This is a genomic window from Jiangella endophytica, from assembly GCF_003427025.1.
Taxonomy (GTDB): domain Bacteria; phylum Actinomycetota; class Actinomycetes; order Jiangellales; family Jiangellaceae; genus Jiangella; species Jiangella endophytica.
The window spans coordinates 26,716-52,318 of sequence record NZ_QVAI01000003.1; the positions used below are offsets into that span (position 1 = coordinate 26,716).

The 25,603-nt window shown below is 74.8% G+C and carries 20 protein-coding genes and 1 pseudogene; 10 read left to right on the top strand and 11 right to left on the bottom strand.

All coding sequences use genetic code 11. The features are described 5' to 3' along the window. The first annotated feature begins 88 nt into the window (after positions 1–88). The 4 genes from DZA62_RS37515 (at position 89) to ftsY (ending at position 5,714) form a co-directional block, all read left to right on the top strand. Positions 89–292, top strand: a complete 204-nt coding sequence (locus DZA62_RS37515; RefSeq protein WP_116948197.1) for a hypothetical protein — start codon at positions 89–91, stop codon at positions 290–292. A gap of 45 nt (positions 293–337) precedes the next feature. Continuing rightward, the gene (smc, locus tag DZA62_RS07140; RefSeq protein WP_116948198.1) at positions 338–3,889 is read left to right on the top strand and encodes a chromosome segregation protein SMC; all 3,552 of its coding nucleotides are present in this window, start codon (positions 338–340) and stop codon (positions 3,887–3,889) included. 171 nt (positions 3,890–4,060) lie between these two features. After that, positions 4,061–4,453 carry a hypothetical protein gene (locus tag DZA62_RS07145; RefSeq protein WP_198663502.1) on the top strand — a complete coding sequence of 131 codons (393 nt, stop codon included), beginning with the start codon at positions 4,061–4,063 and terminating at the stop codon, positions 4,451–4,453. A gap of 76 nt (positions 4,454–4,529) precedes the next feature. Then, positions 4,530–5,714: a signal recognition particle-docking protein FtsY gene (gene ftsY, locus DZA62_RS07150; RefSeq protein ID WP_116948589.1), complete on the top strand. Its 1,185-nt coding sequence runs from the start codon at positions 4,530–4,532 to the stop codon at positions 5,712–5,714. Between the two features lie 63 nt (positions 5,715–5,777). On the opposite strand, the gene DZA62_RS07155 is transcribed toward ftsY, so the two are convergent. Further along, entirely contained in the window at positions 5,778–8,003 is a 2,226-nt protein-coding gene (locus tag DZA62_RS07155) for an MMPL family transporter (RefSeq protein WP_116948200.1), read from the bottom strand. 132 nt (positions 8,004–8,135) lie between these two features. On the opposite strand from DZA62_RS07155, the gene DZA62_RS07160 reads away from it, so the two are divergent. From DZA62_RS07160 to DZA62_RS37520, 4 genes and pseudogenes are all read left to right on the top strand, one after another. After that, entirely contained in the window at positions 8,136–9,332 is a 1,197-nt protein-coding gene (locus DZA62_RS07160; RefSeq protein WP_116948201.1) for a sensor histidine kinase, read from the top strand. After that, positions 9,329–10,006 (top strand): response regulator transcription factor, encoded by a 678-nt coding sequence (locus DZA62_RS07165; protein ID WP_116948202.1) that lies wholly within the window; start codon positions 9,329–9,331, stop codon positions 10,004–10,006. The genes DZA62_RS07160 and DZA62_RS07165 overlap by 4 nt, the downstream gene beginning before the upstream one ends. Positions 10,007–10,068: 62 nt before the next feature. Continuing rightward, positions 10,069–11,676, top strand: a pseudogene (locus DZA62_RS07170) (glycerophosphodiester phosphodiesterase family protein); the annotation flags it as partial. Between the two features lie 144 nt (positions 11,677–11,820). Further along, positions 11,821–12,102, top strand: a complete 282-nt coding sequence (locus DZA62_RS37520) for a glycerophosphodiester phosphodiesterase (RefSeq protein ID WP_408618429.1) — start codon at positions 11,821–11,823, stop codon at positions 12,100–12,102. 314 nt (positions 12,103–12,416) lie between these two features. Here the strand turns inward: DZA62_RS37520 and DZA62_RS07175 are convergent, their stop codons facing one another. The 3 genes from DZA62_RS07175 to DZA62_RS07185 all read right to left on the bottom strand — a co-directional run bounded on the left by DZA62_RS07175 (position 12,417) and on the right by DZA62_RS07185 (position 16,707). Then, complete coding sequence (locus DZA62_RS07175) at positions 12,417–15,137, bottom strand: molybdopterin-dependent oxidoreductase (protein ID WP_116948204.1); 2,721 nt, start codon at positions 15,135–15,137, stop codon at positions 12,417–12,419. Continuing rightward, positions 15,134–16,024 carry an FAD binding domain-containing protein gene (locus DZA62_RS07180; protein WP_116948205.1) on the bottom strand — a complete coding sequence of 297 codons (891 nt, stop codon included), beginning with the start codon at positions 16,022–16,024 and terminating at the stop codon, positions 15,134–15,136. The genes DZA62_RS07175 and DZA62_RS07180 overlap by 4 nt, the downstream gene beginning before the upstream one ends. Positions 16,025–16,107: 83 nt before the next feature. Beyond that, on the bottom strand, positions 16,108–16,707 hold the full coding sequence (locus DZA62_RS07185) for a LysE/ArgO family amino acid transporter (RefSeq protein WP_116948206.1): 600 nt from the start codon (positions 16,705–16,707) through the stop codon (positions 16,108–16,110). Positions 16,708–16,757: 50 nt separating this feature from the next. On the opposite strand from DZA62_RS07185, the gene DZA62_RS07190 reads away from it, so the two are divergent. After that, complete coding sequence (locus DZA62_RS07190) at positions 16,758–17,678, top strand: LysR family transcriptional regulator ArgP (RefSeq protein ID WP_116948207.1); 921 nt, start codon at positions 16,758–16,760, stop codon at positions 17,676–17,678. Further along, positions 17,675–18,907: an allantoate amidohydrolase gene (locus DZA62_RS07195; RefSeq protein WP_116948208.1), complete on the top strand. Its 1,233-nt coding sequence runs from the start codon at positions 17,675–17,677 to the stop codon at positions 18,905–18,907. The genes DZA62_RS07190 and DZA62_RS07195 overlap by 4 nt, the downstream gene beginning before the upstream one ends. 7 nt (positions 18,908–18,914) lie before the next feature. Here the strand turns inward: DZA62_RS07195 and DZA62_RS07200 are convergent, their stop codons facing one another. Genes DZA62_RS07200 through DZA62_RS07230 form a run of 7 tightly spaced genes read right to left on the bottom strand, consistent with a single transcriptional unit; the run spans position 18,915 to position 25,476 of the window. Continuing rightward, complete coding sequence (locus DZA62_RS07200) at positions 18,915–20,264, bottom strand: 8-oxoguanine deaminase (protein ID WP_408618431.1); 1,350 nt, start codon at positions 20,262–20,264, stop codon at positions 18,915–18,917. A 2-nt stretch (positions 20,265–20,266) separates the two neighbouring features. After that, positions 20,267–21,148, bottom strand: coding sequence for a factor-independent urate hydroxylase (pucL, locus tag DZA62_RS07205; protein WP_116948210.1), 882 nt, complete (start codon positions 21,146–21,148; stop codon positions 20,267–20,269). Position 21,149: 1 nt separating this feature from the next. Beyond that, positions 21,150–21,476, bottom strand: coding sequence for a hydroxyisourate hydrolase (uraH, locus tag DZA62_RS07210; RefSeq protein WP_116948211.1), 327 nt, complete (start codon positions 21,474–21,476; stop codon positions 21,150–21,152). Continuing rightward, positions 21,473–21,994 carry a 2-oxo-4-hydroxy-4-carboxy-5-ureidoimidazoline decarboxylase gene (gene uraD, locus DZA62_RS07215; RefSeq protein ID WP_116948212.1) on the bottom strand — a complete coding sequence of 174 codons (522 nt, stop codon included), beginning with the start codon at positions 21,992–21,994 and terminating at the stop codon, positions 21,473–21,475. The genes uraH and uraD overlap by 4 nt, the downstream gene beginning before the upstream one ends. A gap of 17 nt (positions 21,995–22,011) precedes the next feature. Beyond that, positions 22,012–23,343, bottom strand: coding sequence for an allantoinase AllB (allB, locus tag DZA62_RS07220; RefSeq protein ID WP_116948213.1), 1,332 nt, complete (start codon positions 23,341–23,343; stop codon positions 22,012–22,014). Next, the gene (locus DZA62_RS07225) at positions 23,340–23,927 is read right to left on the bottom strand and encodes a TetR/AcrR family transcriptional regulator (protein ID WP_116948214.1); all 588 of its coding nucleotides are present in this window, start codon (positions 23,925–23,927) and stop codon (positions 23,340–23,342) included. The genes allB and DZA62_RS07225 overlap by 4 nt, the downstream gene beginning before the upstream one ends. Next, positions 23,914–25,476 (bottom strand): MFS transporter, encoded by a 1,563-nt coding sequence (locus DZA62_RS07230; protein WP_116948215.1) that lies wholly within the window; start codon positions 25,474–25,476, stop codon positions 23,914–23,916. Before DZA62_RS07230 ends, DZA62_RS07225 begins: the two co-directional genes overlap by 14 nt. Positions 25,477–25,603: the final 127 nt, after the last annotated feature.

Below are 25,603 nucleotides of genomic sequence, written 5' to 3' on the forward strand. Positions count from 1 at the left end.
GCGGCCTGTGCGTCTACGGTCAGACGGGTGCCGCGTCACACACGAAAATTGATCATCACATTCTCAGGCCTTCTGGAGGGCTTCGACAATGGCGAAGGCGCTGTTGGGTTATGTCGGGGGAACTGATCCAAGGCTCGCTACCGAGGTACAGCGCTTGCGTAGGCGGGTGACCGATCTCGAGGCGCAGGTACTGCGGCTCCAGGTCGAGAACGACCAGCTCGCCGAGGCAGCGGTGGACCACAGCCGACTCACGCTCGACGACACTCAGGTGCCGCAACCAGCCTTGACCTGACGGTCGCGGCTGTAGGCTGGCCCCCACACCAGGGGAGTCGGTCTATTGCACCTGAAGAGCTTGACGTTACGGGGATTCAAGTCCTTCGCGTCCTCGACGACGCTGCGTCTGGAACCGGGCATCACCTGTGTCGTCGGTCCCAACGGTTCGGGTAAGTCGAACGTTGTCGACGCCCTGGCCTGGGTCATGGGCGAGCAGGGCGCCAAGAGCCTGCGCGGCGGCAAGATGGAAGACGTCATCTTCGCCGGCACCGCCGGGCGCCCCGCGCTCGGCCGTGCCGAGGTCGTCCTCACCATCGACAACACCGACGGTGCGTTGCCGATCGAGTACGCCGAGGTCACCATCTCGCGGACGATGTTCCGCAACGGCGGCTCCGAGTACGCCATCAACGGCCAGGCCTGCCGGCTGCTGGACGTGCAGGAGCTGCTGTCCGACTCCGGTATCGGCCGCGAGATGCACGTCATCGTCGGCCAGGGCCAGCTCGACGCCGTCCTGTCCGCCACGCCCGAGGACCGCCGCGGCTTCATCGAGGAGGCGGCCGGCGTCCTCAAGCACCGCAAGCGCAAGGAGAAGGCGCTGCGGAAGCTGGAGGCGATGCAGGCCAACCTCACCCGCGTGCAGGACCTCACCGCGGAGCTGCGCCGCCAGCTGGGGCCGCTGGGCCGGCAGGCCGAGCTGGCCCGCAAGGCCGCCACCATCCAGTCCGACCTGCGCGACTCCCGGCTGCGGGTGCTCGCCGACGAGCTGGTGCAGGCCAGGGCCAGCCTCGAGCAGGAGGTCGCCGACGAGACCGCGCTGCGGTCCCGGCAGGCCGAGCTGGCCCGCGCGCTGGAGCAGGCCCGCGCTGCAGAGTCCCGGCTGGAGGCCGAGGTCGCTCAGGTGGCGCCACGGCTGGCACAGGCCTCCGACGCCTGGTACCAGCTGTCCGGGCTGCGCGAGCGGGTCCGCGGCACCGCGTCGCTGGCCTCCGAGCGAGCCCGGCACCTGTCCGCCGCCGGCGAAGCGCCGCGGTCCGGCCGCGACCCCGACCAGCTGGAGCAGGAGGCGGCCGCGGTCCGCGAGCAGGAGGCCGAGCTCGAGGAGCAGATCGCCGCCGCCCGCGAGGCGCTCGACGACGCGCTGGAGACCCGCCGCGCCGCCGAGGAGGCGGCCGAGGCCGAGGAACGCCGGCTGGCCGCCGCCGTCCGGGCCAGCGCCGACCGCCGCGAGGGCATGGCCCGCCTGTCCGGCCAGCTCGACGGCGCCCGCCGCCGCGCCGCCGCGGCCGAGGCCGAGCTGACCCGGCTGACCGCCGCCCGCGAGGAGGCGCTGCGCCGCGCCACCGCGGCCGAGCACGAGTACACCGCGCTCGAGACCACCATCGCCGGGCTGTCCGTCGGCGAGGACGGCCTCGACAGCGAGCACGAGCGAGCCGCCGCCGCGTTGGCCGCCGCCGACGGCGTCCTGACCAAGCTGCGCGAGCAGGAGCGGGCCGCCGAGGGCGAGCGGGCGGCGCTGGTGGCGCGGCACGAGGCGCTGCAGATGGGGTTGGCCCGCCGCGACGGTTCCGAGGCGCTGCTGGCGGCGTCGGACCGCCTGTCCGGCGTGCTCGGGTCGGTGGCCGCGCTGCTCACCGTCGAGGCCGGCTGGGAGGCCGCGGTGGCCACCGCGTTGGGCGCCGCCTCCGACGCCGTCGCCGTCGGCACCGTCGACGACGCCGTCGCCGCGCTGCGGCTGCTCCGCGACGAGGACCTCGGCCGGGCCGGGCTGCTGGTCGGTGGCGCGGCGTACGACGACCCCGGCGCCTGGCAGCCGTTGCCGGGTGGACTGCGCTACATCGTCGACCTCGTCACCGCGCCGGCCGAGCTGCGGCCCGCGCTCACCCACCTGTTGCGCGGCATGGCCGCCGTCGACGACCTCGCCGCGGCTCGGGCGCTGGTCGCCGAGCTGCCCGACCTCGTGGCCGTCACCCGCGACGGCGACCTGCTCGGCCGCGACCGTGCCTACGGCGGGTCCAGCAGCGCGCCGAGCCTGCTGGAGGTGCAGGCCGCCGTCGACGAAGCCGCCGACCGCCTCGCCCTCGCCACCGGCAAGGCCGAGGACCTCGGGCGCAAGCTGGCCGCCGCCGAGCGGGCCCGGGCCGAGTCGGCCGCCGCCGAGTCGGCCGCGCTGACGAAGCTGCGCGAGTCCGACGCCGAGCTGTCCTCCGTCGCCGAGCAGCTGGGCCGGCTCAGCGGCACGGCGCGCGCCGCCGCCGAGGAGGCCGAGCGGCTGGCCGACTCCGTCGCCCGGGCCGAGGAGGCGCGCGACCGCGACCTCGGCGCGCTGGAGGAGATGGAGGAGCGGCTCGCCGCCGCCGAGGAGTCCGGCGACGACGACGTCGAGCCGTCCACCGACGAGCGCGACCGCCTCGCCGAGCAGTCCCGCGCCGCACGGCAGGCCGAGACCGAGGCGCGGCTGGCGCTGCGCACCGGTGAGGAGCGGGCTCGTGCGCTGACCGGCCGGGCCGAGGGCCTCGAGCGGGCCGCCCGGCAGGAGCGGGCCGCTCGTGAGGCCGCCGTCGCCGCCGCCCGCCGGCGCGCCGCGGAGGCCCGGGTCGCCGACGCGGTCGGCCGCGGCGCCGTGCTCGTGCTGCGGCACCTGGAGCGCTCGCTGGAGCTGGCAGCCGCCGAGCGCGACGAGGTGCAGGAGCTGCGGGCGTCGCGCGAGGAGGCGCTGTCGGCGGAGCGCGTGCGCGTGCGCGAGGTGTCCACCGAGCTCGACGAGATCACGTCCACCGTCCACCGCGACGAGCTGGCCCGCGCCGAGCACCGCATGCGGGTCGAGGCGCTGGAGTCCAAGGCGCTGGAGGATCTTGGCGTAGACGGGGCGACCCTCGTTGACGAGTACGGCCCGCACCTGCCGGTCCCCGTCCCGCCCGGCGACGACGGCGAGCCCCGCGAGCCGATCCCGTACGTCCGCGAGCAGCAGCTCAAGCGGCTCAAGGCGGCCGAGCGCGGACTCTCCGCGCTGGGCAAGGTGAACCCGCTGGCGCTCGAGGAGTTCGCGGCGCTGGAAGAGCGGCACGCGTTCCTCACCGAGCAGCTCGAGGACCTCAAGAACACCCGCCGCGACCTGCTCGACATCGTCAAGGAGGTCGACGACCGCGTCCAGCAGGTGTTCGCGTCGGCGTTCGAGGACACCGCGCGCGAGTTCGCCGACGTCTTCTCGCGGCTGTTCCCCGGCGGCGAGGGCAAGCTGGTACTCACCGAGCCCGACGACATGCTCACCACCGGCATCGAGGTCGAGGCCCGGCCGCCGGGCAAGAAGGTCAAGCGGCTGTCGCTGCTCTCCGGCGGCGAGCGGTCGCTGGTCGCCGTCGCGTTTCTGGTGGCGCTGTTCAAGGCCCGGCCGAGCCCGTTCTACATCCTCGACGAGGTCGAGGCGGCGCTCGACGACACCAACCTCGGCCGGCTGCTGAACATCTACGAGGAGCTCCGCGAGCGCAGCCAGCTCATCGTCATCACCCACCAGAAGCGCACCATGGAGATCGCCGACGCCCTCTACGGCGTCTCCATGCGCGGCGACGGCGTCACGGCGGTCATCTCGCAGCGCATCCGGGAGTCCGAGCCGGTCTGACACCGCGGCGGGGAGTAGGTCGCGCGTCCGTGGGTAGTGGAACGGTCCCTGTGACGCGCGGGCAACCACGCGGACACGCCGCGCGTCATTCGGGAGAGGGGCTCACTCCTACGCTACCGTCGGTGGTGCGGAAGTGAATGATGTTACTGCTGTGACCAACGGGGGTGTCACATGACGGCAGTGGTCGTGGCAATGCTGGTGATCGTGATGGTGGCGACGGTCGTACTGGCCGCCGTCGGGGCCTACTACCATCTGGCGGGATCGGCGGTGGTGCGGCGCAGGCTGCGCCGCTGGCGATTTCTTGCGTTAGCCCGCCTGGACGACTCGCGCGAGACGACGTTCCACGCCCTGCGCGTCGCCCGCCGAGGCATCGCCCGGCGGCTGACCCGCCCGGCGCGGGTGGCGACGCCGGAGCCGGCGGCGCCGGAGGTGGCCATGGCGGAGCCGGCGGCGCCGGTCATGCCGGAGCCGGTCATACCGGAGGCGGAGGTGCGGCCGGCCGCCGCGCCGTCGGCGTTGCCCCGCATCGCGGGAGCGGCCGAGGTGCGCCACCGGGCCGCCTGACCGCGGACCCGCCCGGACCCGATGTGGTCCGGGCGTTGGTGTGGGCTTGCCGTAGCGACGTGCGAGGATGGCGGCCGTGGAGTACATCGTCATCGTCGTAGCCGTCGTGGTCGTTCTTGGCATCGCCCTGGCGGCGTTCCTGATCCCTCGTCGCCGCCGGGGGCAGGTCGAGGCGCCGCCGCCGCGGCCGGGGGTCGACTACCAGCCCGGGGTCGGCGACGACGCCACCGCGCCGGCCGAGGCGCCGCACACGCCGATCGCCGACGTCCAGCTGCCCGAGACGCTCGAGGAGCCCGTCGAGCCCGAGGTCGCGCCGATCGAGCGTCCCGAGCCCGCGGCCGGACGCCTGACGCGGCTGCGCTCGCGGCTGGCCCGCTCGCAGTCCAGCCTCGGCAAGGGGCTGCTCAGCCTGCTGTCGCGCGAGCGGCTCGACGACGAGACGTGGGAAGAGATCGAGGACACCCTCCTCACCGCCGACCTCGGCGTCGCGCCGTCGCAGGAGCTGGTCGAGCGGCTGCGCACCCGGGCCCGCGTCGAGGGCATCCAGAGCCCCGAGGCCGCCCGCACCCTGCTGCGCGAGGAGCTGCTCGCCCTCGTCGACCCCACGCTCGACCGCGCGCTGCGCACGGAGCGGCACGTCGAGGACGGCCGGCCCGCCGTCGTCCTGGTGGTCGGCGTCAACGGCACCGGCAAGACGACGACGGTCGGCAAGCTGGCCCGCGTCCTGGTCGCCGAGGACCGCGACGTCGTCCTCGGCGCGGCCGACACGTTCCGGGCCGCGGCCGCCGACCAGCTCACCACCTGGGGCGATCGCGTCGGCGTGGTCACCGTCCGCGGTCCCGAGGGCGGCGACCCCGCCAGCGTCGCGTTCGACGCCGTCAGGGCCGGCATCGAGCAGGAGGCCGACGTCGTGCTCGTCGACACCGCCGGCCGGCTGCAGACCAAGGTCGGCCTGATGGACGAGCTGGGCAAGGTCAAGCGGGTCATCGAGAAGCACGGCCCGGTCGACGAGGTCCTACTCGTCCTCGACGCCACCACCGGGCAGAACGGCCTGGTGCAGGCCCGGGTGTTCGGCGAGGTGGTCGACGTCTCCGGCATCGTCCTCACCAAGCTCGACGGCACCGCCAAGGGCGGCATCGTCGTCGCCGTCCAGCGGGAGCTGGGCGTCCCGGTCAAGCTGGTCGGCCTCGGCGAGGGTCCCGACGACCTCGCCCCCTTCGACCCCGAAGCCTTCGTCGACGGCATCCTGGGCGAGTCCTGACGCACGACGGGGACCGGCGCTCGCCGGTCCCCGTTCGTTCCTCGCCGCGTCCTTCGCGGAGGCCTACGCCGCGCCCGCGGGCTCCCGCTCACGCTCCGTGGTCGCCGGGAGGAAGAGCTCCGGCCGGCCCTCGACGTAGAGCTGCGGCATCCGGCGGTCCAGCCACCGCGGCGACCACCAGTTGGCCCGGCCGAGCACGTGCATGACGGCCGGCACCAGCAGCATCCGCACGATGGTCGCGTCGATGAGGATCGCCGCCGCCATGCCGACGCCGAGCGACTTCAGCACGACGTCGGGGTTCGGCACGAGCGCGGCGAACACCGTCACCATGATCGCCGCAGCGGCGGTGATGACCCGTCCGGTCCCGGCCAGCCCGTCGACGATCGCGCGGGCGTTGTCGCGGGTGCGCAGCCACGACTCGCGCATCCGGCTGATCAGGAACACCTCGTAGTCCATCGACAGCCCGAACAGCACGGCGAACATCACCACCGGCACGTAGGCCGGCATCGGCGTCTCGGTCTCGACGCCGATCAGCCGGCCGACCCAGCCGCCGTCCAGCACCAGCGCGACGACACCGTAGGCGGCGGCGACGGAGAGCAGGTTCATCACCGCGGCGGTCAGCATGACGACGATGCTGCGGAAGGACACCAGCAGCAGCACCATCGACACCGTCACGACGCCGCCGATCAGCAGCGGCAGCCCGTCGGCCATCGACTCGTTGACGTCGATCGCCGCGGCCGTCACGCCGCCGACGTGCACGTCGACGGCCGCGCCCGGGAGCACCTCGTCGCGCAGCACGTGCACGAGGTCCTCGGTCGCGGCGTCCTGCGGGCCGGTCGAGGGGAGGACGGTGAGCAGCGCGGCGTCGCCGGCCTCGGTGACCACCGGTGGCAGCACGGCGGCGACGCCCGACGCAGCGGCGACCGCCTCACCCAGCGCCGGCAGGACGTCCGCGTCGCCGGCGTCGGGCAGCTCCGCGACCAGCAGCAACGGCCCGTTCGCGCCGGCGCCGAACCCGTCGGCGAGCAGGTCGTACGCCTGCCGCGCCGAGTGCTCGGCGGGGTCGTTCCCGGCGTCGGGGAAACCGAACCGGGTGCCCAGGAACGGCGCCGCCAGCGCCAGCATCAGCCCGCCGCCCAGCACGACCGCGAGGACGTTGCGGCGCTCGATCAGCCGGCTCCACCGCAGCCAGGCCCTCGACGGCGCCAGATGCCCGCCCTCGGCCACCGTCACCGCAGCGCGCCGCCGCCCGATCGGCAGCCGCCACCGCTCGATCCGGTGCCCGAAGAACCCGAGCAGCGCCGGGAACAGCGTCGCCGCGGCCGCCATGACGACGAGGACGGCGACCATCGTCACCACGGCCGCGCCGCGCATGAACGACAGCCCCATCGCGAACAGCCCGAACATGCTGATCATCACCGTGCCGCCGGCCACCATGACCGCGCGCCCGGCGGTGTCCAGCGTGGCGACGGCGGCTCGCTCCGGCGCGAGCCCGGCCGACCGCCACTCGCGGAACCGCGTCACCATGAGCAGCACGTAGTCGATGCCCAGCGCGATACCCAGCAGCGACGCCAGGATCGGCGCCCAGTCCGGCACCTCCATCACGGCCGCGACCAGGCCGGCCAGCGTCGAGCTGACCGCCAGCCCGGCGACGGCGACCCCGATCGGCAGCCCGGCCGCGACCACGGTCCCGAACGTCACCAGCAGGATCACGGCCGCGGCCACCAGCCCGACCAGCTCGCCGCCGAACTCGCCGGACTCGGCGATCCGGATGGTGTCGCCGCCCATGACGACATCGAGCCCCGGCCGCGAGGCCGCGTCGGCCGCGGCCAGCAGCCGCTCGGTGTCCTCGACCGGCATGTTCTCCGGCGCGTCGACGCCGAGGTTCAGCCGCGCCGTCAGCGTCCGGCCGTCCGGCGCCAGCCCTCCGGGTGCCGTGTACGGGTCGTCGACGGCGGTGACGTGTGGCAGCGTGCGCAACTCGTCCAGCAGCGCACCGACCTCGGCCCGGACCGACGGGTCGGTCACCGGCGCGTCGGAGCGGACCACCACGTCGACCGGCTCGCCGGCCTGCGCGGGGAACCGGTCGGTGAGCAGCCGCTGGGCTTGCTGCGAGTCGCTGCCGGGGCTGGAGTAGTCCACCTCGTAGTCGCCGCCGAACGCCGCGACCAGCCCGGCGGCGACGGCCAGCGCCGCCGCCCAGCCGATCAGCACCCGCCGGCGATGCCGGAACGCCACGCCGGCCAGCCGCCCCAGCGGCCCCGGCCTGTGTGTCGGTGTAGTCGTCATACCGCGATCCTCGAAGCCCGGCCCGGTCGCCGTCGTCCGCCGCGGAGCGCGGCCCGCTACGCCCCTGGGAGTAGGCCCGTGCGCCGCATGGACGACGCGGGGCGTCGGCGCACCTGGCTACGATCACTTGCCATGGAGCGGTTGGTACGGCGCCTCCCGACGCTGTCGGTGCGCACGCAGGACGTGCTGATCGCCGGCTTCGTCACGCTGCTGCAGGTGCAGGGCACGCACTCGGCGATCGAGCGCGAACCCGAGCTGGGCGGTCCGGCCGAGGCGCTCGGCATCCCCGGCAACGCGCTGCTGCTGATCAGCGGCCTGGCGCTGCTGGTTCGGCGGCGCTGGCCGGTCCCCGTCTTCATCGTGACCGGCCTGGTCAGCGTCGCCTACTTCGGATCCGGGTTCCCCGACGGCCCGGGCTGGTTGTCGCTGTTCGTGGCGATCTACACGGTGACGGCGCACGGCGACGGCCGGCGCTCGCTGGTGGTCGTCGCGAACGGACTGACGGTGCTGGCCATCGTCTGGATCGCGACGGCGGACACCGAGGCCGCGGGGATCGGCTGGCTGGCGTTCCGGATCGGTGCGACCATCATGGCGGCCGCGCTGGGCGAGTCGGTGCGCTCGCGCCGCGTCATCGCCGCCGACGCCGTCCAGCGGGCCGAGGTGGCCGAGCGGACCCGCGACGAGGTCGCCCGCCGCCGGGTCGACGCCGAGCGGCTGCGCATCGCCCGCGAGGTGCACGACACCGTCGCGCACGCCATCGCGATCATCAACGTGCAGGCCGGGGTCACGGCGCACGTGCTGGACAAGCGGCCGGAGCGGGCCCGCGAGACGCTGCTGACCATCGAGCAGACCAGCGCCCGGGCGCTGCGCGAGATGCGCTCCGTCCTGGGCGTGTTGCGCGGCGACGACGACGGCTCGCCCGGCCCGAGCCTCGGCGCGCTGGACGAGCTGGTCGCGGTGGCGCGGCGGGCCGGTCTCGACGTCACGGTCACCGGGTCGGTGCCGGCCGGGGCGTTGCCCGACGCCGTCGACCGCGCCGCCTACCGCATCGTCCAGGAGGGCATCACGAACGTCATCCGGCACGCCGGGCCGGCCCGGGTCACCATCGGCCTCGAACGGCGCGACGGCGAGCTGCGGGTCGTCGTCGCCGACGACGGCGGCGACCTGAGCGGACCGGCCGGCCCGCCGGTCGAGCCCGGCCGCGGCCTGGCCGGCATGCGCGAGCGGTGCGAGTTGCTGGGCGGCACGTTCGAGTCCGGTCCCGACGGCGACGGCTTCCGGGTGTGCGCCCGGCTGCCGCTGAACCGCGTCGAGGCCGCTGCCCGATGACCGAGCCGGTGAAGGTCCTGCTCGCCGACGACCAGGTGCTGGTCCGCGCCGGCTTCCGGGTGCTGCTCGACGTCGAGGACGACATCGACGTCGTCGGCGAGGCGGCCACCGGCGCCGAGGCGATCGAGCGGTGCCGCGAGTCGCGCCCCGACGTCGTGTTGATGGACATCCGCATGCCCACCCTCGACGGCATCGAGGCGACCCGCCGCATCGCCGCCATTCCCGGCCTGGAACGGGTGAAGGTGCTGATCCTCACCACGTACGACACCGAGGAGTACGTGTTCGACGCGCTCGAGGCCGGCGCCAGCGGGTTCCTGCTCAAGGACGCCGGGCCGCAGGAGCTGCTGCACGCCATCCGCGTTGTCGCCGCGGGCGAGGCGCTGCTCGCCCCGAAGATCACGCGGCGGCTGATCGCCCAGTTCACGGCGGTCCGGTCGGCGTACCAGGTGGCCGAGGACCGCCTCGGCGTGCTCACCCAGCGCGAGCGCGAGGTGCTGGCGCTGGTCGGCACCGGCCTGTCCAACGCCGAGATCGGCGCCGCCCTCTCGCTCAGCCCGGCGACCGCCAAGACGCACGTCAGCCGGGCCATGATCAAGCTCGGCGCGCGCGACCGCGCCCAGCTGGTCGTCGTCGCCTACCAGACCGGTCTGGTCAGCGCCCGCCCGCCGACCTGATGTCGGCTGCCCGTCACCTGGGCACCCCGCGGTGTTCAACCGGCGTGGACACGATCGGCGCCATGTCGATGCCAATCGTGCGTACCGCCGTCGCGGCCGCCGTGCTGGGCGCCGGTCTGCTCGCCGCGCCGGCGCAGGCGACGCCGGCCCCCGAGTTCGACCTGCAGGCCCATCGTGGCGGTCTGGGGCTGCGGCCCGAGAGCACGCTCGCCTCGTTCGGCCATGCCTTGCAGCTGGGCGTGACGACGCTGGAGCTGGATATCCAGATCACCGCCGACGGCTACGCCGTCGTGACGCACGACCGCCGGATCAACCCGGCCAAGTGCGCCGACACCCAGCCTGTCACGCCCGGCGACCCGCGGTTCCCGTACGCCCAGGGCAACTACATCAAGGACCTCACGCTGGCCCAGCTGCGCACGCTGGACTGCGGCAGCAGGCAGCTGGCCGGGTACCCGCAGCAGCAGGTCGTGCCGGGCGCCGGCATGCCGCTGCTCAGCGAGGTGTTCGACCTGGTCGAGCGGTACGACGCCGACGACGTCATGCTGAACATCGAGACGAAGGTCGAGGCCGGCGCGCCGCACGAGACGGCGCCGCGCGAGCAGTTCGTCCAGGTCGTCGCCCGCGAGATCCGCGAGGCCCGGATGGAGCGGCAGGTGACCATCCAGTCCTTCGACTGGGGCGCGCTGATGCGCATGGGCGAGGTCGCGCCGCGGCTGCCGCTGGTCGCACTCACCAACCACGACTTCCTGCAGACCGGCAGGCCGGGCGCCTCGCCGTGGCTGGGCGGCATCGACATCGACGACTTCGGCGGCGACCCGATCGCGGCGATCCGGTCCTTCGGCGCCGACGCGTTCTCGCCGGTGCACGGCTTCCCGCAGGGCGGCTCCGTCGACGACCCGGACTACGTCCCGTACGTGACCCGCGAGATGGTCCGCTCGGCGCACCGGGCCGGCATCGAGGTCATCCCGTGGACCATCGACGACCCCGCCACGATGGAGAAGCTCATCGACGACGGCGTCGACGGCATCATCACCGACTACCCGGACCGGCTGCGCGCCGTCCTGGCCGGGCGCGGGTTCCGGCTGCCCGAGCCGATCGCCTCGCCGTTCGACGTCCAGGCGCACCGCGGCGGGCGCTGGGACCGGCCGGAGAACACGCTGCCCGCGTTCGAGCACGCGCTGGCGAACGACGGCGTCTCGACGCTGGAACTGGACACCGGCGTGACCGAGGACGGCGTGCTGGTGGTCAGCCACGACCGTGCGGTCAACGGCTCGCACTGCGTCGACACCGCGCCCGCCACCCCCGGCGACCCCGACTTCCCGTACGTCGGCGACCTCGTCCGCGACCTCACGCTGGCCCAGCTCAGGACGATCGACTGCGGGACGAGGACGCTGCCGGAGCTGCCCGAGCAGGTGCCGGCGCCGGGCGCGCGCATCCCGACGCTGGACGAGGTGTTCGACCTCGTCGAGGCCAGCGGCCGCGACGACGTCCGGCTCAACATCGAGACGAAGATCAGCCCGCTGGTCGACGACACCGCGCCGTACCGCGAGTTCACCCGCGAGCTGGTCGACGCCCTCCAGGACGCGGGCCTGGTCGGCCGCGCCACGATCCAGTCGTTCGACTGGCGCACCATCCGCTACGCCCGCCGCCTCGACCGCGACATCGAGACCGTCGCGCTGGTCTGGCAGTACGGACCGGCCGAATGCGCCTCGCCGGCCGACGAGTGCTCGCTGCAGGCGAAGTACGGCGACCCCGCGGTGACGAGCCCGTGGACCGACGGCATCGACTGGTGGCGCGTCCGCGACCTCGGCCGGATGACCCGCCGGGCGGGCGCCTCGACGGTGTCGGCCAACTGGCAGGTCCACGATCCCTCGCAGGGCGTCGTCGAGTCGGCTGACTGGTACCTGCGCGAGGACCCGGCCTACTTCCACGGCCCGCAGATCGACCGGCTGCACCGGCAGGGCGTCAAGGTGATCCCGTACACCGTCAACGACGCGGGGATCATGCAGCGCCTCATCGATCTCGGCGTCGACGGCATCATCACCGACGACCCGAGCCTGCTGATCGAGGTGGCGACACTCAACGGCCTGCGCTGACGGGAGCACTCGGAGCGCGAGCAGACGCCGGAGGATGAGGTCGATCTCGAAGAGGACGGTGTCGTCGGCTCGTCCGAACCGACGTCCCACCCGACGAGGTGCACGTCGCTGGCGTCCGCGAGATGGTCGCCGAGGGCAGGGTTCGACACGTACGCACGCCGCTCGTCAGCGGTCATCGCGGCGTGTTCGGTGCGCACGGCCAGCCAGAACTCCCGTTCATCGGCCTCGTCGAGAGCGTGTTCGATCGCCCGGGCCAAGGTGACCTCTTCACGCCGTGCGCGGGTAGCGATTCTCTCGGGTGTATACCGCTAGGGCTACCCACGAGTGGTGCGAGGGCGACCGCTGAGGGCGCGCCAGACGCGGTCGCGGCTCATCGGCAGCTCGGCGAGCCGCACCCCCGTCGCGTCGCGGACGGCGTTGGCCAGGGCCGCGGCCACCGGGTTGCACGGCGACTCGCTCATCGACTTCGCGCCCAGCGGGCCGATCTCGTCGTAGGTCGAGGCGAACAGGACGGTCGTCGCGGGGACGTCGGCCTCGAGCGGGACGTGGTACTTGCGCAGCGTGTCGGTGACCACGACCCCGTCGGGCCCGATGACCAGTTCCTCGTACAGCGCCGATCCGATGCCCTGGGCGACGCCGCCCTCGACCTGGCCGCGGCACTGCTCGGGGTTGAGCACCGTCCCCGCGTCGGCGGCGTGGACGGACTCGAGGATGCGGACCTCGCCGGTGGTCTCGTCGACGGCGACCCGGAAGCCCTGCACGTTGAAGGCGACGGACCGGGGCGAGCCGTCGTCGGCCGCGGTGGCCTGCCACCCGGCCGGCCCGGCCGCGGTGGCGAGCGCGGCCAGGCCGACCGACGCGCCGCCGGGCGCGTGCACGCCGTCGGCGCGCAGCGAGCAGTCACCGGGGTCCGCGCCCAGTGCCGCGGCACCCGCGGCGACCAGTGCGTGCCTGAGCCGCGACGCCGCCATGACGACGGCCTTCCCGGCGACGACCACGCCGGTCGAGCCGAACGCGCCGGTGTCGTAGCCGACGGTGTCGGTGCTGCCCGTGCGCAGCCGCACGCGTGCCGTCGACGTCGCCAGGCAGGTGGCGGCGAGTTGCACGTGTGTCGTGGTCGAGCCGTTGCCGAAGTCGGCGGTCCCGGTGCTCAGCGCGTAGGTGCCGTCCGGGAGCAGCTCGATCGACGCCTCGCCGCGGTGGCCGTGCGGCGGGACGGTGTCGATCATGGCGACGGCGATGCCGGTCCCCGTCCGCCACGCGGGCGGTGCCGCGGCGCCGGCGCCGGCGGCGAGCCGCGACCGCACGAGGTCGAGGCACTCGTCCAGGCCGTGGCTGCCGTACTCGATGTCGTCCGGGTCGTCGGCCGCATAGGACACCATCGGGTCGCCGGCGCGGACGACGTTGCGCCGGCGCATCGTGTACGGGTCGACGCCGAGCCGCCGGCCGAGCTCGTCGACGGCGGACTCGACGGCGAAGAACAGCTGCCCCAGCCCGTAGCCGCGGAACGCTCCGGCCGGCAGCGTGTGCGTGTAGACGGCGGCGGCGTCGACCGCCTTGTTCGGGCAGCGGTACATGGCCAGCGACTCGTTGCAGCCGTGCAGGAGCACGCCGGGCCCGTGGTTGCCGTACGCGCCGGTGTCGGAGAGGACGTCGACGGCGAGCGCGGTGAGCCGGCCGCGGGCGTCCGCGCCGGCCTTGATCCGGATCCGCATGGGGTGCCGGCTGGGCGTGGCGGTGAACTGCTCGGACCGGGTCAGCTCCAGCTGAACGGGCCGGCCGGTGCGCAGGACGGCGAGCGCGACGACGTCCTCGACCAGCAGCTCCTGCTTCGCGCCGAAGCCGCCGCCGATCCGCGCGGTGACCACCCGGACCCGGTCACGCGGCAGGCCGAGCAGCCGGCACAGCTCGTCGCGGGTGAGGTACGGCACCTGCGAGCTGGTCCGCACGATCAGCCGCCCGTCGTCGTCCAGCCAGCCGGCCGCGCCGTGCGTCTCGAGGTGCGCGGCCTGCACGCGGTGGGTGCGGAACTCGCCCTCGTACACCGCGGCCGCCGCCGCGAGCCCCTCCTCGACGTCTCCGACGCGGGCGGAGATCTCCGCGACGACGTTGCGGGCCGGGTCGGCGATGGCGGCCTCGGGGCCCTTGTCGCCGTGCACCAGCGGGGCGCCCGGGTCGCGGGCCCGCTCGGCGTCGAGGAGGGCGGGCAGGACCCGGTAGTCGACGTCGATCAGACGGCAGGCCTCGCGGGCGACCGCGGCCGAGGAGGCGACGACGACGGCGACGCGCTGGCCGGCGTGGCGCAGTTCGCGGTCCAGGATCAGCGTGTCGCGCGGGTCGTCCTCGCGATGATGGTGCCGCGCGGTGGAGAAGTACACCCGCGGCACGTCGCGATGGGTCAGCACCAGCTCGACACCGTCCAGCGCCTCGGCGGCGGTCGTGTCGATGCGGTCGACGACGGCGTGCGGGTGCGGCGAGCGCAGGACGGCCGCGTGCAGCGTCCCGGGCCGCGGCTCGTCGAGGGTGAACCGCTCGGTGCCGGCGACGATGCGCGGTCCGGCCGGCGCGGCGACGCTGCGGCCGGCCGCCACGGTGCCCGCGGGTGAGGCCGGCTCGACGTTGACCTTGCCGGCCAGCGCGTCACGGATCGACCGGTAGCCGGTGCACCGGCAGATGTTCCCCTTGAGCAGCCGGCCGGTCTCGTCGCCGTCGAGGCCCTCCGGCAGGCAGCTCGCGGTCACGATCATCCCGGCGGTGCAGAACCCGCACTGGAAGCCCTGCGCGTCGAGGAACCGGCCGGCGACGCCGCCGGGCAGGCCCGCGACGGTGACGATCCGGCGGCCGGCGGCCCTGGCGGCGGGGTAGAGGCACGAGTGCACCGGGACGCCGTCGACGAGCACCGTGCAGGCCCCGCAGTCGCCGGCGTCGCAGCCGGTCTTCACCTCGACGTGGCCCAGCTCGCGCAACAGGCCACGCAGGCACTGACCGGGCACTGCGTCGGCGGCGACCGGCACACCGTTGATCTCGGCCTTCATGGCGCCGGCCGCCTCGCGAGCCGGGTCAGCGCCCGCGCGCCGAGGACCGCGACCAGGTGCCGCCGCCAGTCCGGAGCGCCGTACACGTCGTCGGTGTAGTCGTCGCCGATGGCCGACCGGGCGGCCGCGGCGAACTCCCGCTCGCCGGGCGGCCGGTCGAAGCGCAGCACGTAGGGGTGCGGGGTCGCTGCCGTCACCGAGACCGTCACCGAGCCGTCCTCGTCGCGGCGGGCGATGACCACGGCGGCGGAGCGGCCCCGCGGCGACAGCGACGCCCGCGCGAACGCCGTCGTGGCCCGCAGCGCCGCAACACCGATGTGGAAGGACCGGACCAGGTCGCCGGGTCCGAGCGCCGTGACGCCGTATCCGGTGACGAGACCGGCGACCGGCACGCGTTCGTCCACGCCACCCGCCCGCCACACCAGCGTCGTCGCGTCCAGGGCGGTGAGCAGCGAGATCATCGAGCCGGCGGGCAGCGCCAGGCACACGTTCCCGCCGACGGTCGCGAGGTGCCAGATCTTGAACGAGGCGACGAGCGCGTCGACGCAGTCGCGGATCAGCGGGGCGACGGTCCAGCCGGCGGGCAACGCGGCCGGAGCGGCGCCGTCGCCGCCGGTGCGGCCCGGGCCGCGCAGGGACGGGGCGGGGTCGCCCGCGGCGGCGGCCAGCCGGGCGAGGGTGCAGGTGGCGGAGATCTCGAGGCCGTCAGGCGACACCTCGAGCGCCGGCCAGTCCGGCGCCGTGACGTCGACGAGTCGCCGCACCGACGGCTGGGGTTCGGAGAGCAGCCAGGTGCCGCCGGCCAGGTAGGCGTCGCCGGTTCGCCAGGACCCGACGTCGTCGCGGCCGGCGAGCCGGCGGAACTCTCGCACGGTCGTCAGATCCACCGAACGCCTCGTTCACGCGTGGTCCCCCCGGCCGGGACCCGGTGCCGCCGGCCGCCGCACGCGCAGCTTCACAGTACCGCCGCTCAGCCGAGGAGCAGCCGTACGCCGATCGCCGCCATCACCAGGGCGATGACGCCGTCCAGCAGCCGCCAGGCGCGCGGTTGCTCGAACACGCGGCTCAGCGCCCTGGCGCCGAGGCCCAGGCCGGTGAACCAGGTGACGCTCGCGGTCGCCGCGCCCAGGCCGTAGAGCCAGCGGCCGTCGTCGCCGTGCTGGTTCGCCAGGGCGCCGAGCAGCACGACGGTGTCGAGGTAGACGTGCGGGTTGAGGAAGGTGAAGCCGAGGCAGGTGAGGACGGCCGCCCGCAGGGTCGGCGCCACCCGCCCGGCGGCCGTCATCGCACCTGGTCGCAGCGCCCGCCGGGCGGCGAGCACCGCGTAACCCAGGACGAACGCGGCGCCGCCGTAGCGGGCCAGGGCGACGGCCCACGGCCGGTCGGTCAGCGCGGCGCCGAGCCCGGCGATCCCGGCGCCGATCAGCGCCGCGTCGGCGACGGCGCAGACCAGCACGACCGGCAGGACGTGCCGGCGGCTGACGCCCTGACGCAGGACGAACGCGTTCTGCGCGCCGATGGCGACGATGAGCGACAGCGACGTGGCGAACCCGAGGAGTGCGGTGGACACCCTGGTGACGCTAGGTGCGGCGGATTAGCCGGTCCAGCTAAAGTTTCTTCATGTCCGTTAGCTCTGCTTCAGACATCGATCGCGCCCAGCTGGCCGCCTTCGCCGCCGTCGTCGAGGAGGGCAGCTTCGACGCCGCCGCGCGCCGGCTGCACGTCACCCCGTCGGCGGTCAGTCAGCGGGTGAAGGCGCTGGAGGGGCGGCTGGGGCAGGTGCTGGTCCGGCGCAGCCGTCCGGCCGGCCCCACCGAGGCGGGCCGCGTCCTGCTTCGGTTCGCCGGACAGGTCCGGCTGCTGGAGGCCGAGGCCCTGGGCGCCCTGCGCGGTGGGGGCGCCGCCGAGCCGCGGCTGCCGGTGGCGGTCAACGCCGATTCGCTGGCCACCTGGTTCCTGCCGGCGCTGGCCGGGCTGGCGCGCGACCACGCGGCCTGCTTCGAGATCCACCAGGAGGACCAGGACCACTCGGCGGCGCTGCTGCGCGACGGGTCGGTCATGGCGGCGGTGACGGCCGACGCACAGGCGGTGCGGGGCTGCAGCGTGCGGATGCTGGGCGCCATGCGATACGTGGCGGTCGCGTCGCAGGAGTTCCGGCGGCGGTACTTCCCCGACGGTCTCACCGCCCGCGCGCTGGCCGCCGCGCCGGTGCTGAGCTACAACGACAAGGACCGCCTGCAGTCACGGTTCGCCGAACTGCTGGCCGGGCCGCCCGGCACGCAGCCGCCGGTCACCGTGCTGCCGTCGTCGACCGGGTTCGCCGAGGCGGCGGCGCTGGGGCTGGCGTGGTGCATGGTCCCGGTGCAGCTGGCCGGGCCGTACCTGCGCGACGGCCGGCTGGTCGATCTCGCCCCCGGCCGGCACCTCGACGTCGCCCTGTACTGGCAGCGCTGGCGGCTGGACTCACCCGCGCTGGCCGCCCTGACGGCGTCGGTGCGGTCGGCGGCCGCGGCGGCACTGGCCGCGGAGGTGGCGGCGTGAGTGCCGCGGGACTCGCCGACGCCCGCCGCGTGCTGGCCCGCTGCGACGAGCTGGCCGCCGTCACGGCCGATCCGCCGCGGCTGACGCGGCTGTCCCTGACCCCCGAGCACGCGCGGGCCAACGCGCTGGCCGGACGGTGGCTGGCCGAGGCGGGCCTGAGTACCTGGATCGACGCGGCGGGCAGCCGGTGCGGCCGGCTCGAGGGCGTGCGGCCCGGGCTGCCCGCCGTCCTGCTCGGCTCGCATCTCGACACCGTCCCCGACGCCGGCCGCTACGACGGCATCCTCGGCGTCGTCGTCGCGATCGAGGTCGTGCGCCGGTTGGCCGCGTCCGGCCGCCCGCTGCCGTTCGCCGTCGAGGTGGCCGCGTTCGGCGACGAGGAGGGCACCCGGTTCGGCGCGGCCCTGCTGGGCAGTCGCGCGCTCGCGGGCACGTGGGACGAGACCTGGTGGGAGCTGTGCGACGGCGACGGCGTCACCCTGGCAGCGGCGTTCGAGGCGTTCGGCCTCGACCCCGCCCGCATCGCGACGGCGGCCCGGGCACCCGGCGACCTCGTCGCCTACCTCGAGGCGCACATCGAGCAGGGCCCGTCGCTCGAGGCGGCCGGCCGTGCTCTCGGCGTCGTCGGCTCGATCGCCGGCGCGCTGCGGATCGCGGTCACCGCGACCGGCCGGGCCGGGCACGCCGGCGGCACGGCGTACGAGCACCGGCGCGACGCCCTCGTGGCGGCGAGCGAGGTGGTGGTCGCGGCCGAGCGGCTGGCCCGCGAGACCGGAGGCATCGCGACCGTCGGGCGGCTCAGCGTGTGGCCCGGAGCGGTCAACGTCATCCCCGGCCGGGTGGCGTTCAGCCTCGACCTGCGCGCCGCCGCCGACGCCGTCCGCGACCGGCTGTGGTCCGCGATCGAGGCGTGCATGGCCGAGGTCGGGGAGCGGCGCGGCGTCACGTTCGCGACCACGCTGCTGCACGCGGCGCCGGCCGTGCACTGCTCGGACCGGCTGCGTGCCGCCGTCGCCGCCGGCATCCGCGGCACCGGCGACGCCGAGCCGATGGTGCTGTTCAGCGGCGCCGGCCACGACGCCATGGCGCTGGCGGCCGTCACCGAGGTCGCGATGCTGTTCATCCGCTGCCACGACGGCATCAGCCACCAGCCCGCCGAGTCCGTGCGCCTCGAGGACGTCGCCGCCGCCGTCGACGCGCTGGAGGCCGCGGTGCTCGCCCTCGCGTAACCCGAGCTCACGAGGTCAGCGTGCGGTGGACGCGCTCGGCGGCGCGAGCGAGCGCGGCCTCGTCCACCGTCGTGACGACCCCGCCGTCGACCACGACCTCGCCGCCCACCGTCAGCAGCTCCAGCGGCGGGCGGCTGCCGAGCACCAGCCCGGCCACCGGGTCGGCGACGCCGGCGTGGGGGAGCCCGTCCAGCCGCCACAGCGCGAGGTCGGCGAGTTTGCCCACTTCGATCGAGCCGGTGTCGGCGGCGCGGCCGAGTACCTCGGCGCCGCCGACGGTGGCCAGCCGGAGCGCGGCACGAACGGTGAGCGCCCGCGGCCCGCCGCGGGCCCGGGCGAACAGCGCGGCGTGGTGCAGTTCCTCCCACAGGTCGCCGGACTCGTTGCTGGCGGCGCCGTCGACGCCGAGACCCACCCGGGCGTCCGCGCCGAGCAGGGCGGGCACTGGAGCGATGCCGGCGCCGAGCCGGGCGTTCGACGTGGGGCAGTGCGCGACTCCGGTGCCGTCGCGGCCGATGCGGGTGACCTCGTCGTCGGTGAGGTGGACGCCGTGCGCGTACCAGACGTCCGGGCCGGCCCAGCCCAGCGACTCGGCGTACTCCAAGGGGCGGCAGCCGTACCGCTCGGCGCAGAACGCGTCCTCGTCCGCCGTCTCCGCCAGGTGCGTGTGCAGGAGGACGCCGTCCGCGCGGGCCAGACCGGCCGACTCGCGCATGAGGTCGCCGGTGACGGAGAACGGCGAGCACGGTGCCAGGCCGACGCGGGTCATCGCGTCCGGCGCGGGGTCGTGCCAGCGGTCGATCGCGTCGTGGCTGGCGGCCAGGATCCGGTCGAGGTCCTCCACGACGGTGTCGGGCGGCAGCCCGCCGCTGCTCCGCCCGAGGTCCATCGACCCCCGGTTGGCGTGGAACCGCAGCCCCACGCGGCGGGCGGCGTCGATCGTCGCGCCGAGGACGTCGCCGCCGTCGCGCGGGAAGACGTAGTGGTGGTCGGCGGTCATGGTGCACCCGGTGGCGGCGAGCCGGACCAGCGCCGCCGTCGCCGCCACCGACACGAGGTCCTCGTCGAGCCGTGCCCACACCGGGTACAGCGTGGTCAGCCAGCCGAACAGCGGGTCGTCGACCGCCCAGCCCCGGGTCGCCCACTGGTACAGGTGGTGGTGGGTGTTCACCAGGCCCGGAGTCAGCAGGCAGCCGCCCGCGTCGACGTAGCGGCCGGCCGCCTCCCGGGCGGCGGCCGGCGCGCTGCCCGGGCCCACGGCGGCGATGCGGCCGCCCTCGACGACCACGTGGCCCACCTCGTGCTCCGTGCCGGCCGCGTCGACGGTGACGACGTGGGCGCGGTCGACGACGGTCACGGTCACGGCAGGTCCGGGAAGTCGTGCCAGGCCGGGCCGGCGGGCGGGGCGTCGTCGCGGGCGGCCGTCGCCTGGATCAGGCCGTACGGGCGGTCGTCGGCGTGGAACACCTCGCCGCGGTTCTCCAGGCCGAACGGCGCCAGGTCGTACAGGAAGTGGTGCCTGTTCGGCGCCGACAGCCGCACCTCGGCGAGCGCCGGGTACGCCTCCAGCGCGGCCCGGCCCATGGCGAACAGCGTCTGCTGCAGCGCCAGCGACTCCAGCTCCGCGTACGTGCGCGTCATGACCGCCCTGACCCCGTCGTAGACGGCGCCGAAGTCGGCGGGGGACTGCGCCGGCCGCCACCACGCCGCCAGCGACGTCGCCATCACCCGGTCCGTGGTCGGCTCGAGCACCGTGTACTCGTCCTCGAGGAAGCCCTCGAACCGCGACCCCGTCGACTTCAGCAGCACCAGGTCGCGGAACCCGGACAGCACCCACGCGCCGGACCCGTCCGCCGTCACCGTGGTCGTCCTGGTCTCCTGGCCGGCCCGCACCCAGGTGTGGTCGTGATCGCCGACGCGGACCCAGGCGTGCTCGTCGACGGTGACGCGGGCCAGCTCGACCGGGCCGATCGTGTCGACGAAGTGCCGGGCCAGCGCGAGCGCGTACGTCTCGATCTGGTCGATGCCGTGCGATTTGGCGAAGGCATAGCAGGTCTGCTTCTGCGAGTCCGTGGGCAGCACGCGCGACTGGTCGCCGACCGTGTACGCCTCGGCGAAGTCGCCGCGCAGCGTCGTCGACACCGTCACGTCCTTGATCTCGTGCCGCGGCGTGTCGCGGTAGATCCGCACGATGCGGTTCTCCGCCTTGCCGTACTGGCTGGGGCCGAGGACGATCGCCATGTCAGCTCCCGCGGTAGGTCGAGTACGCGTACGGGGCGAGCAGCAGCGGGACGTGGTGGTGCTCGCCGTCGGCGACGGTGAACGCGACGACCACCTCGGGGTAGAAGCCGGTGCACCCCGTGCGCGCGAACCACACCCCGGTGGCGAAGGTGATGCGGTGGTCGCCCGCGTGGACGACGGCGTCGGCCAGCGCGGGCACCCGGCCGTCGGCGTCGGTGACGCCGTTGGCCAGGACGGTGCCGTCCCAGCGGGTGAGCACCACCGGGACTCCGATGGCGGGCCGCCCGGCGGCGGCGTCCAGGACGTGCGTGCTCACCGTCGCGCTCATGTCGTCCGATCGTCTCCCTCGGTGGTCAGCCGGTCCAGCAGCGCCGCCAGCCGGAGCCGGGTGATCTCGGCCAGCTGGCCCCGCACGACCTCGCGCTCGGTGTCCGGGTCGTTGCCGAGCCGGGACTCGAGCAGGGCCAGCAGCTCCGCGGCCGACCGGCCCGCCGCGCGCACCAGGTAGACGTGGCCGAAGCGCTCCTCGTAGGCGTGGTTGCCGGTCGAGAGCCGCCGCTGGACGTCGTCGCCGGCGCCGCTCAGGCCGCTCTGCTCGGCCGCCGACCACGACCCGTGGGCCGTGCGTTCGCCGATGCGCGGATGCCCGGCGAGAGCCTCGTCCAGCGCGGCCGGGCCGAGGGTCGCGACGGTGGCGTCGGACGCGGCGAGCAGCGCGCCGGTGGTGTCGTACGGCCGGCCGGCGACGACGGCGCCGGCCCACGCCCGGGCCGCGCAGCACTGCCGCAGCACGTCGAGCGCCGCGGGCCGGGCCAGCTCGTTCAGGACCGCCAGGCCGGAGGTCATCTCCGCATCATGGCGCATCAGCGCTGGTCCGTCGCCCCCAGCAGCCGGCCGGTGCTGACCTCGGAGCCCGGCTCGGCGCCGCGCAGCCACACCCGGCGCACGACGCCGCGCAGCCGGCGCCCCTCATACGGCGTCAGCGGATGGCGGTGCCGGACGAGATCCGGGCGCACGACGAAGGTCTCGTCCGGGGCGAGGACGACGAGGTCGGCGTCGGCGCCCGGGGCGATCCGGCCCTTGGCCCGCAGCCCGGCGAGGTCCGCGGGAGCGCTCGCCATCCACCGGACCACGCGGGCCGTCGGCACGCCCCGCTCCGCCGCGGCCGTCAGCGTGGCGGCGAAGGCGAACTGCAGCGACGCGATGCCGCCCCACGCGCGGCCGAGGTCGCCGGTGACCAGCTCCTTCAGCTCCGGCGGCGCCGGGGAGTGGTCGCTGACCACGGCGTCGAGGGTGCCGTCGAGCAGGGCGGCCCACAACGCGTCCTGGTCGGCGCGCCCGCGGATCGGCGGACAGCATTTGAAGAGCGGCGCGCCGTCGGGGATCTTCTCGGCGGCGAAGAAGAGGTAGTGCGGGCAGGTCTCGGCGGTGACGGCGACACCGGCGGCCTTGGCGGCGCGGACCACGCCGGCCCCGGCGGCCGACGACACGTGCACGACATGGACGCGGCAGCCGGTGCGCCCGGCGGCCGCGACGACGTTCTCGATCGCCGTGGCCTCGGCAGCGGCCGGGCGCGACGCGACGAACGCGGCATAGCCGGGGCCGCGCGGCGCGGGGGCGGACGCCAGCAGGTCCGGGTCCTCGGCGTGTACCAGCAGCAGCCCGCTCCGGCTGGCGACGATCGCCGCCGCCCGCTCCAGGTCCGCGAGCGACAGCGGCGGGAACTCCGGCACGCCGGAGTCGCTGAGGAAGCACTTCACCCCGGGCACGCCGGCGTCGAGCAGGTCCGGCAGCGCGCCGAGGCTGTCCGGCGTCACCCCGCCCCAGAACCCGACGTCGACCCGGCACCGCCCGGCCGCGGCCCGCCGCTTCGCCGCGAGCGCGTCCGCCGTCAGCGTCGGCGGCAGCGAGTTGAGCGGCATGTCGACGAGCGTGGTCACGCCGGCCGCCAGGGCCGCGGCCGTCGCCGTCTCGAACCCCTCCCACTCCGTGCGGCCGGGCTCGTCGACGTGCACGTGCGTGTCGACCAGCCCGGGGAGGAGGACCTCGTCGGGGGCCAGCTCGACGTCGGGAGCGAGCCGCGCGTCGAGGGGCGCCACCGCGGCCACGACGCCGTCGCGCACCACGACGGTGGCCGGCCGCAGCTCGTCGCCGACCAGGGCCCGGCGGGCGCGGACGACGAGCGTGGCGGTCATCGTGCGCCGAAACCGTGGACCGTCGCGTGGGCCATCGCGGCCGCCTCGTCCACCCCGGGGAGCGGCATATCGGTGAGGATGCGCATGACGATCACACCGGCCGGCCAGTCGAACATCAGCTGGCGGTCGACGTCGGGCGGCAGCTCGCCACGGCCGATCGCTCGGTCGAAGATCTCGCTGACCTCGGCCAGCCGGCCGGCCAGTGAGATGCGGTACAGCTCGCCCATCCGGGGGTCGCGGCCGGCCTCCGTCGCGGCCAGCCGGAAGAACGCCCGGCCCTCGTCGCTGCCGGCCAGCCGGAGCAGGTCGGTGTAGACCTCGGTCAGGTCGCCGAGCAGCGTGCCGGTGTCGGGGACCCGCACCTCCAGGGCGAACAGCGCCTCGGCGGCGGCCAGCACCAGCTCGTCCTTGCCGGACCAGCGCCGGTACAGCGTCGCCTTGCCGACGCCGGCCCGCTCCGCGACCGCGTCGACCGTCATGCCGTCGATGCCGCGCTCCAGCAGCAGGCCGGCCGCGGCCTCCCGGATGCGGCGGTCCGCCTCCGGGTCGCGCGGCCGGCCACGACGAGGCTCAGTGCGGCTCATCCGAGGCGCGTTCGTCGCGGGCGTGGCTGGGCAGCCAGAGCAGCGCGACCAGCGCGCCGATCAGGACGACGACGCCGGCGACGGCGGTCGTCGTGGTCATGGCGTCGACGAAGGCGGCGTCGGCGGCGTGGACGAGGGCGGCGGCGGACTCGGCGGGCAGCTCTCCGGCGATGGCGTAGGCGCCCTGGATGCTGTCCTCGGCCGCATGCGCGGCGTCGGCGGGCAGCTGGGCGGCGGCATCGTCCACCTGCGCAGCGTAGACCGAGTTCAGCACGGAGATCAGCACCGCGACGCCGAGCGCGCCGCCGACCTGGCGCACGGTGTCGTTGACGGCCGAGCCGACGCCGGCCTTGGCCCGCGGCACGGCGCCCATGACCGACTCCGTCGCCGGTCCCATCGCGAAGGCCATGCCGAAGCCCATGACGATCGTCGCGGTGAGGCCGCGCGGCGCGTAGCCGCTGTCGACCGTCGTCCCGCTGAAGACCCAGAACGACACCGCGAGCAGCGCCAGCCCGACCACCGTCGGCCACTTCTCACCGACCCGCTGCGCGACGGCCATGGCCGCCGGGGCGCCGAGGACCAGCCCGATGGCCAGCGGCAGGATCCGCAGGCCCGCCTCGAGCGGCGTGTAGCCGAGCACCGTCTGCAGGTAGACGGAGAGGAAGAACGCAGCGCCCATCATCGCGAAGAAGACCAGCGTGATGGAGATCGCGGGCACGCTGAAGCGGCGGTTCAGGAAGAACCCGACCGGGAGCATCGGGTGCGGGTGCCGGCGCTCCCAGAGCACGAAACCGGCCAGGATCGCCAGCGACGCCGCGACGGCGCCCAGCGTGACGCCGCTCGTCCAGCCCCGCTCCGGCGCCTCGATCAGCGCCCACACCAGCGCGACCAGCCCGGCGCACGACAGTGCGGCACCGACCAGGTCCAGCCGCGGCGACCTGCGGTCGCGCGACTCCGGCACCAGCCAGAGCCCGAGCAGCAGCGCGACGGCGACGACCGGGACGTTGATCATCAGCGCGGAACCCCACCAGAAGTGCTCCAGCAGCCAGCCGCCGACGGCCGGGCCGCCGGCGATGCCGATGCCGGCCATCGCCGCCCAGACGCCGATGGCCCGCTTGCGCTCCATCGGGTCGCGGAACACGTCGATGAGGATCGACAGCGTGCTCGGCATGATCAGTGCGCCGCCGAGGCCCATCACCGTCCGGGCCGCGATGACGGTGCCCGCGTCGCCCGCAGTCGCGCCCCAGACGCTGGCCGCGCCGAAGACGACCAGGCCGGCGGCCAGCGCGACCTTGCGGCCGTACTTGTCGCCCCACGCGCCGGCGGTCAGCAGCAACCCGGCGAACGCGAGCGTGTAGGCGTCGATGATCCACTGCAGCTCGCTGGCGCTCGCGCCGAGGTCGCGCTGCATGGTCGGGATGGCGGTGTTGAGGACGGTGGTGTCCATGCCGATGAGGACGAGGCTCAGCGACAGCACGGCGAGCGTCGCCCAGCGGCGCCGGTGCTTGGTCGAGGTGGCGGACTCGGTGTCGGGCGATGCGAGGGTCATGACGACTCCGGTGGGCTTTCCGAGACTGATGAGTTCCGGAACTAGATACTAGACCCGGCAGTCTCGTAATTGAACCCGGATCGGGCGTGGGCTCGGTCACGGTGTTCGCGGCGTGGTCCCATGCCGT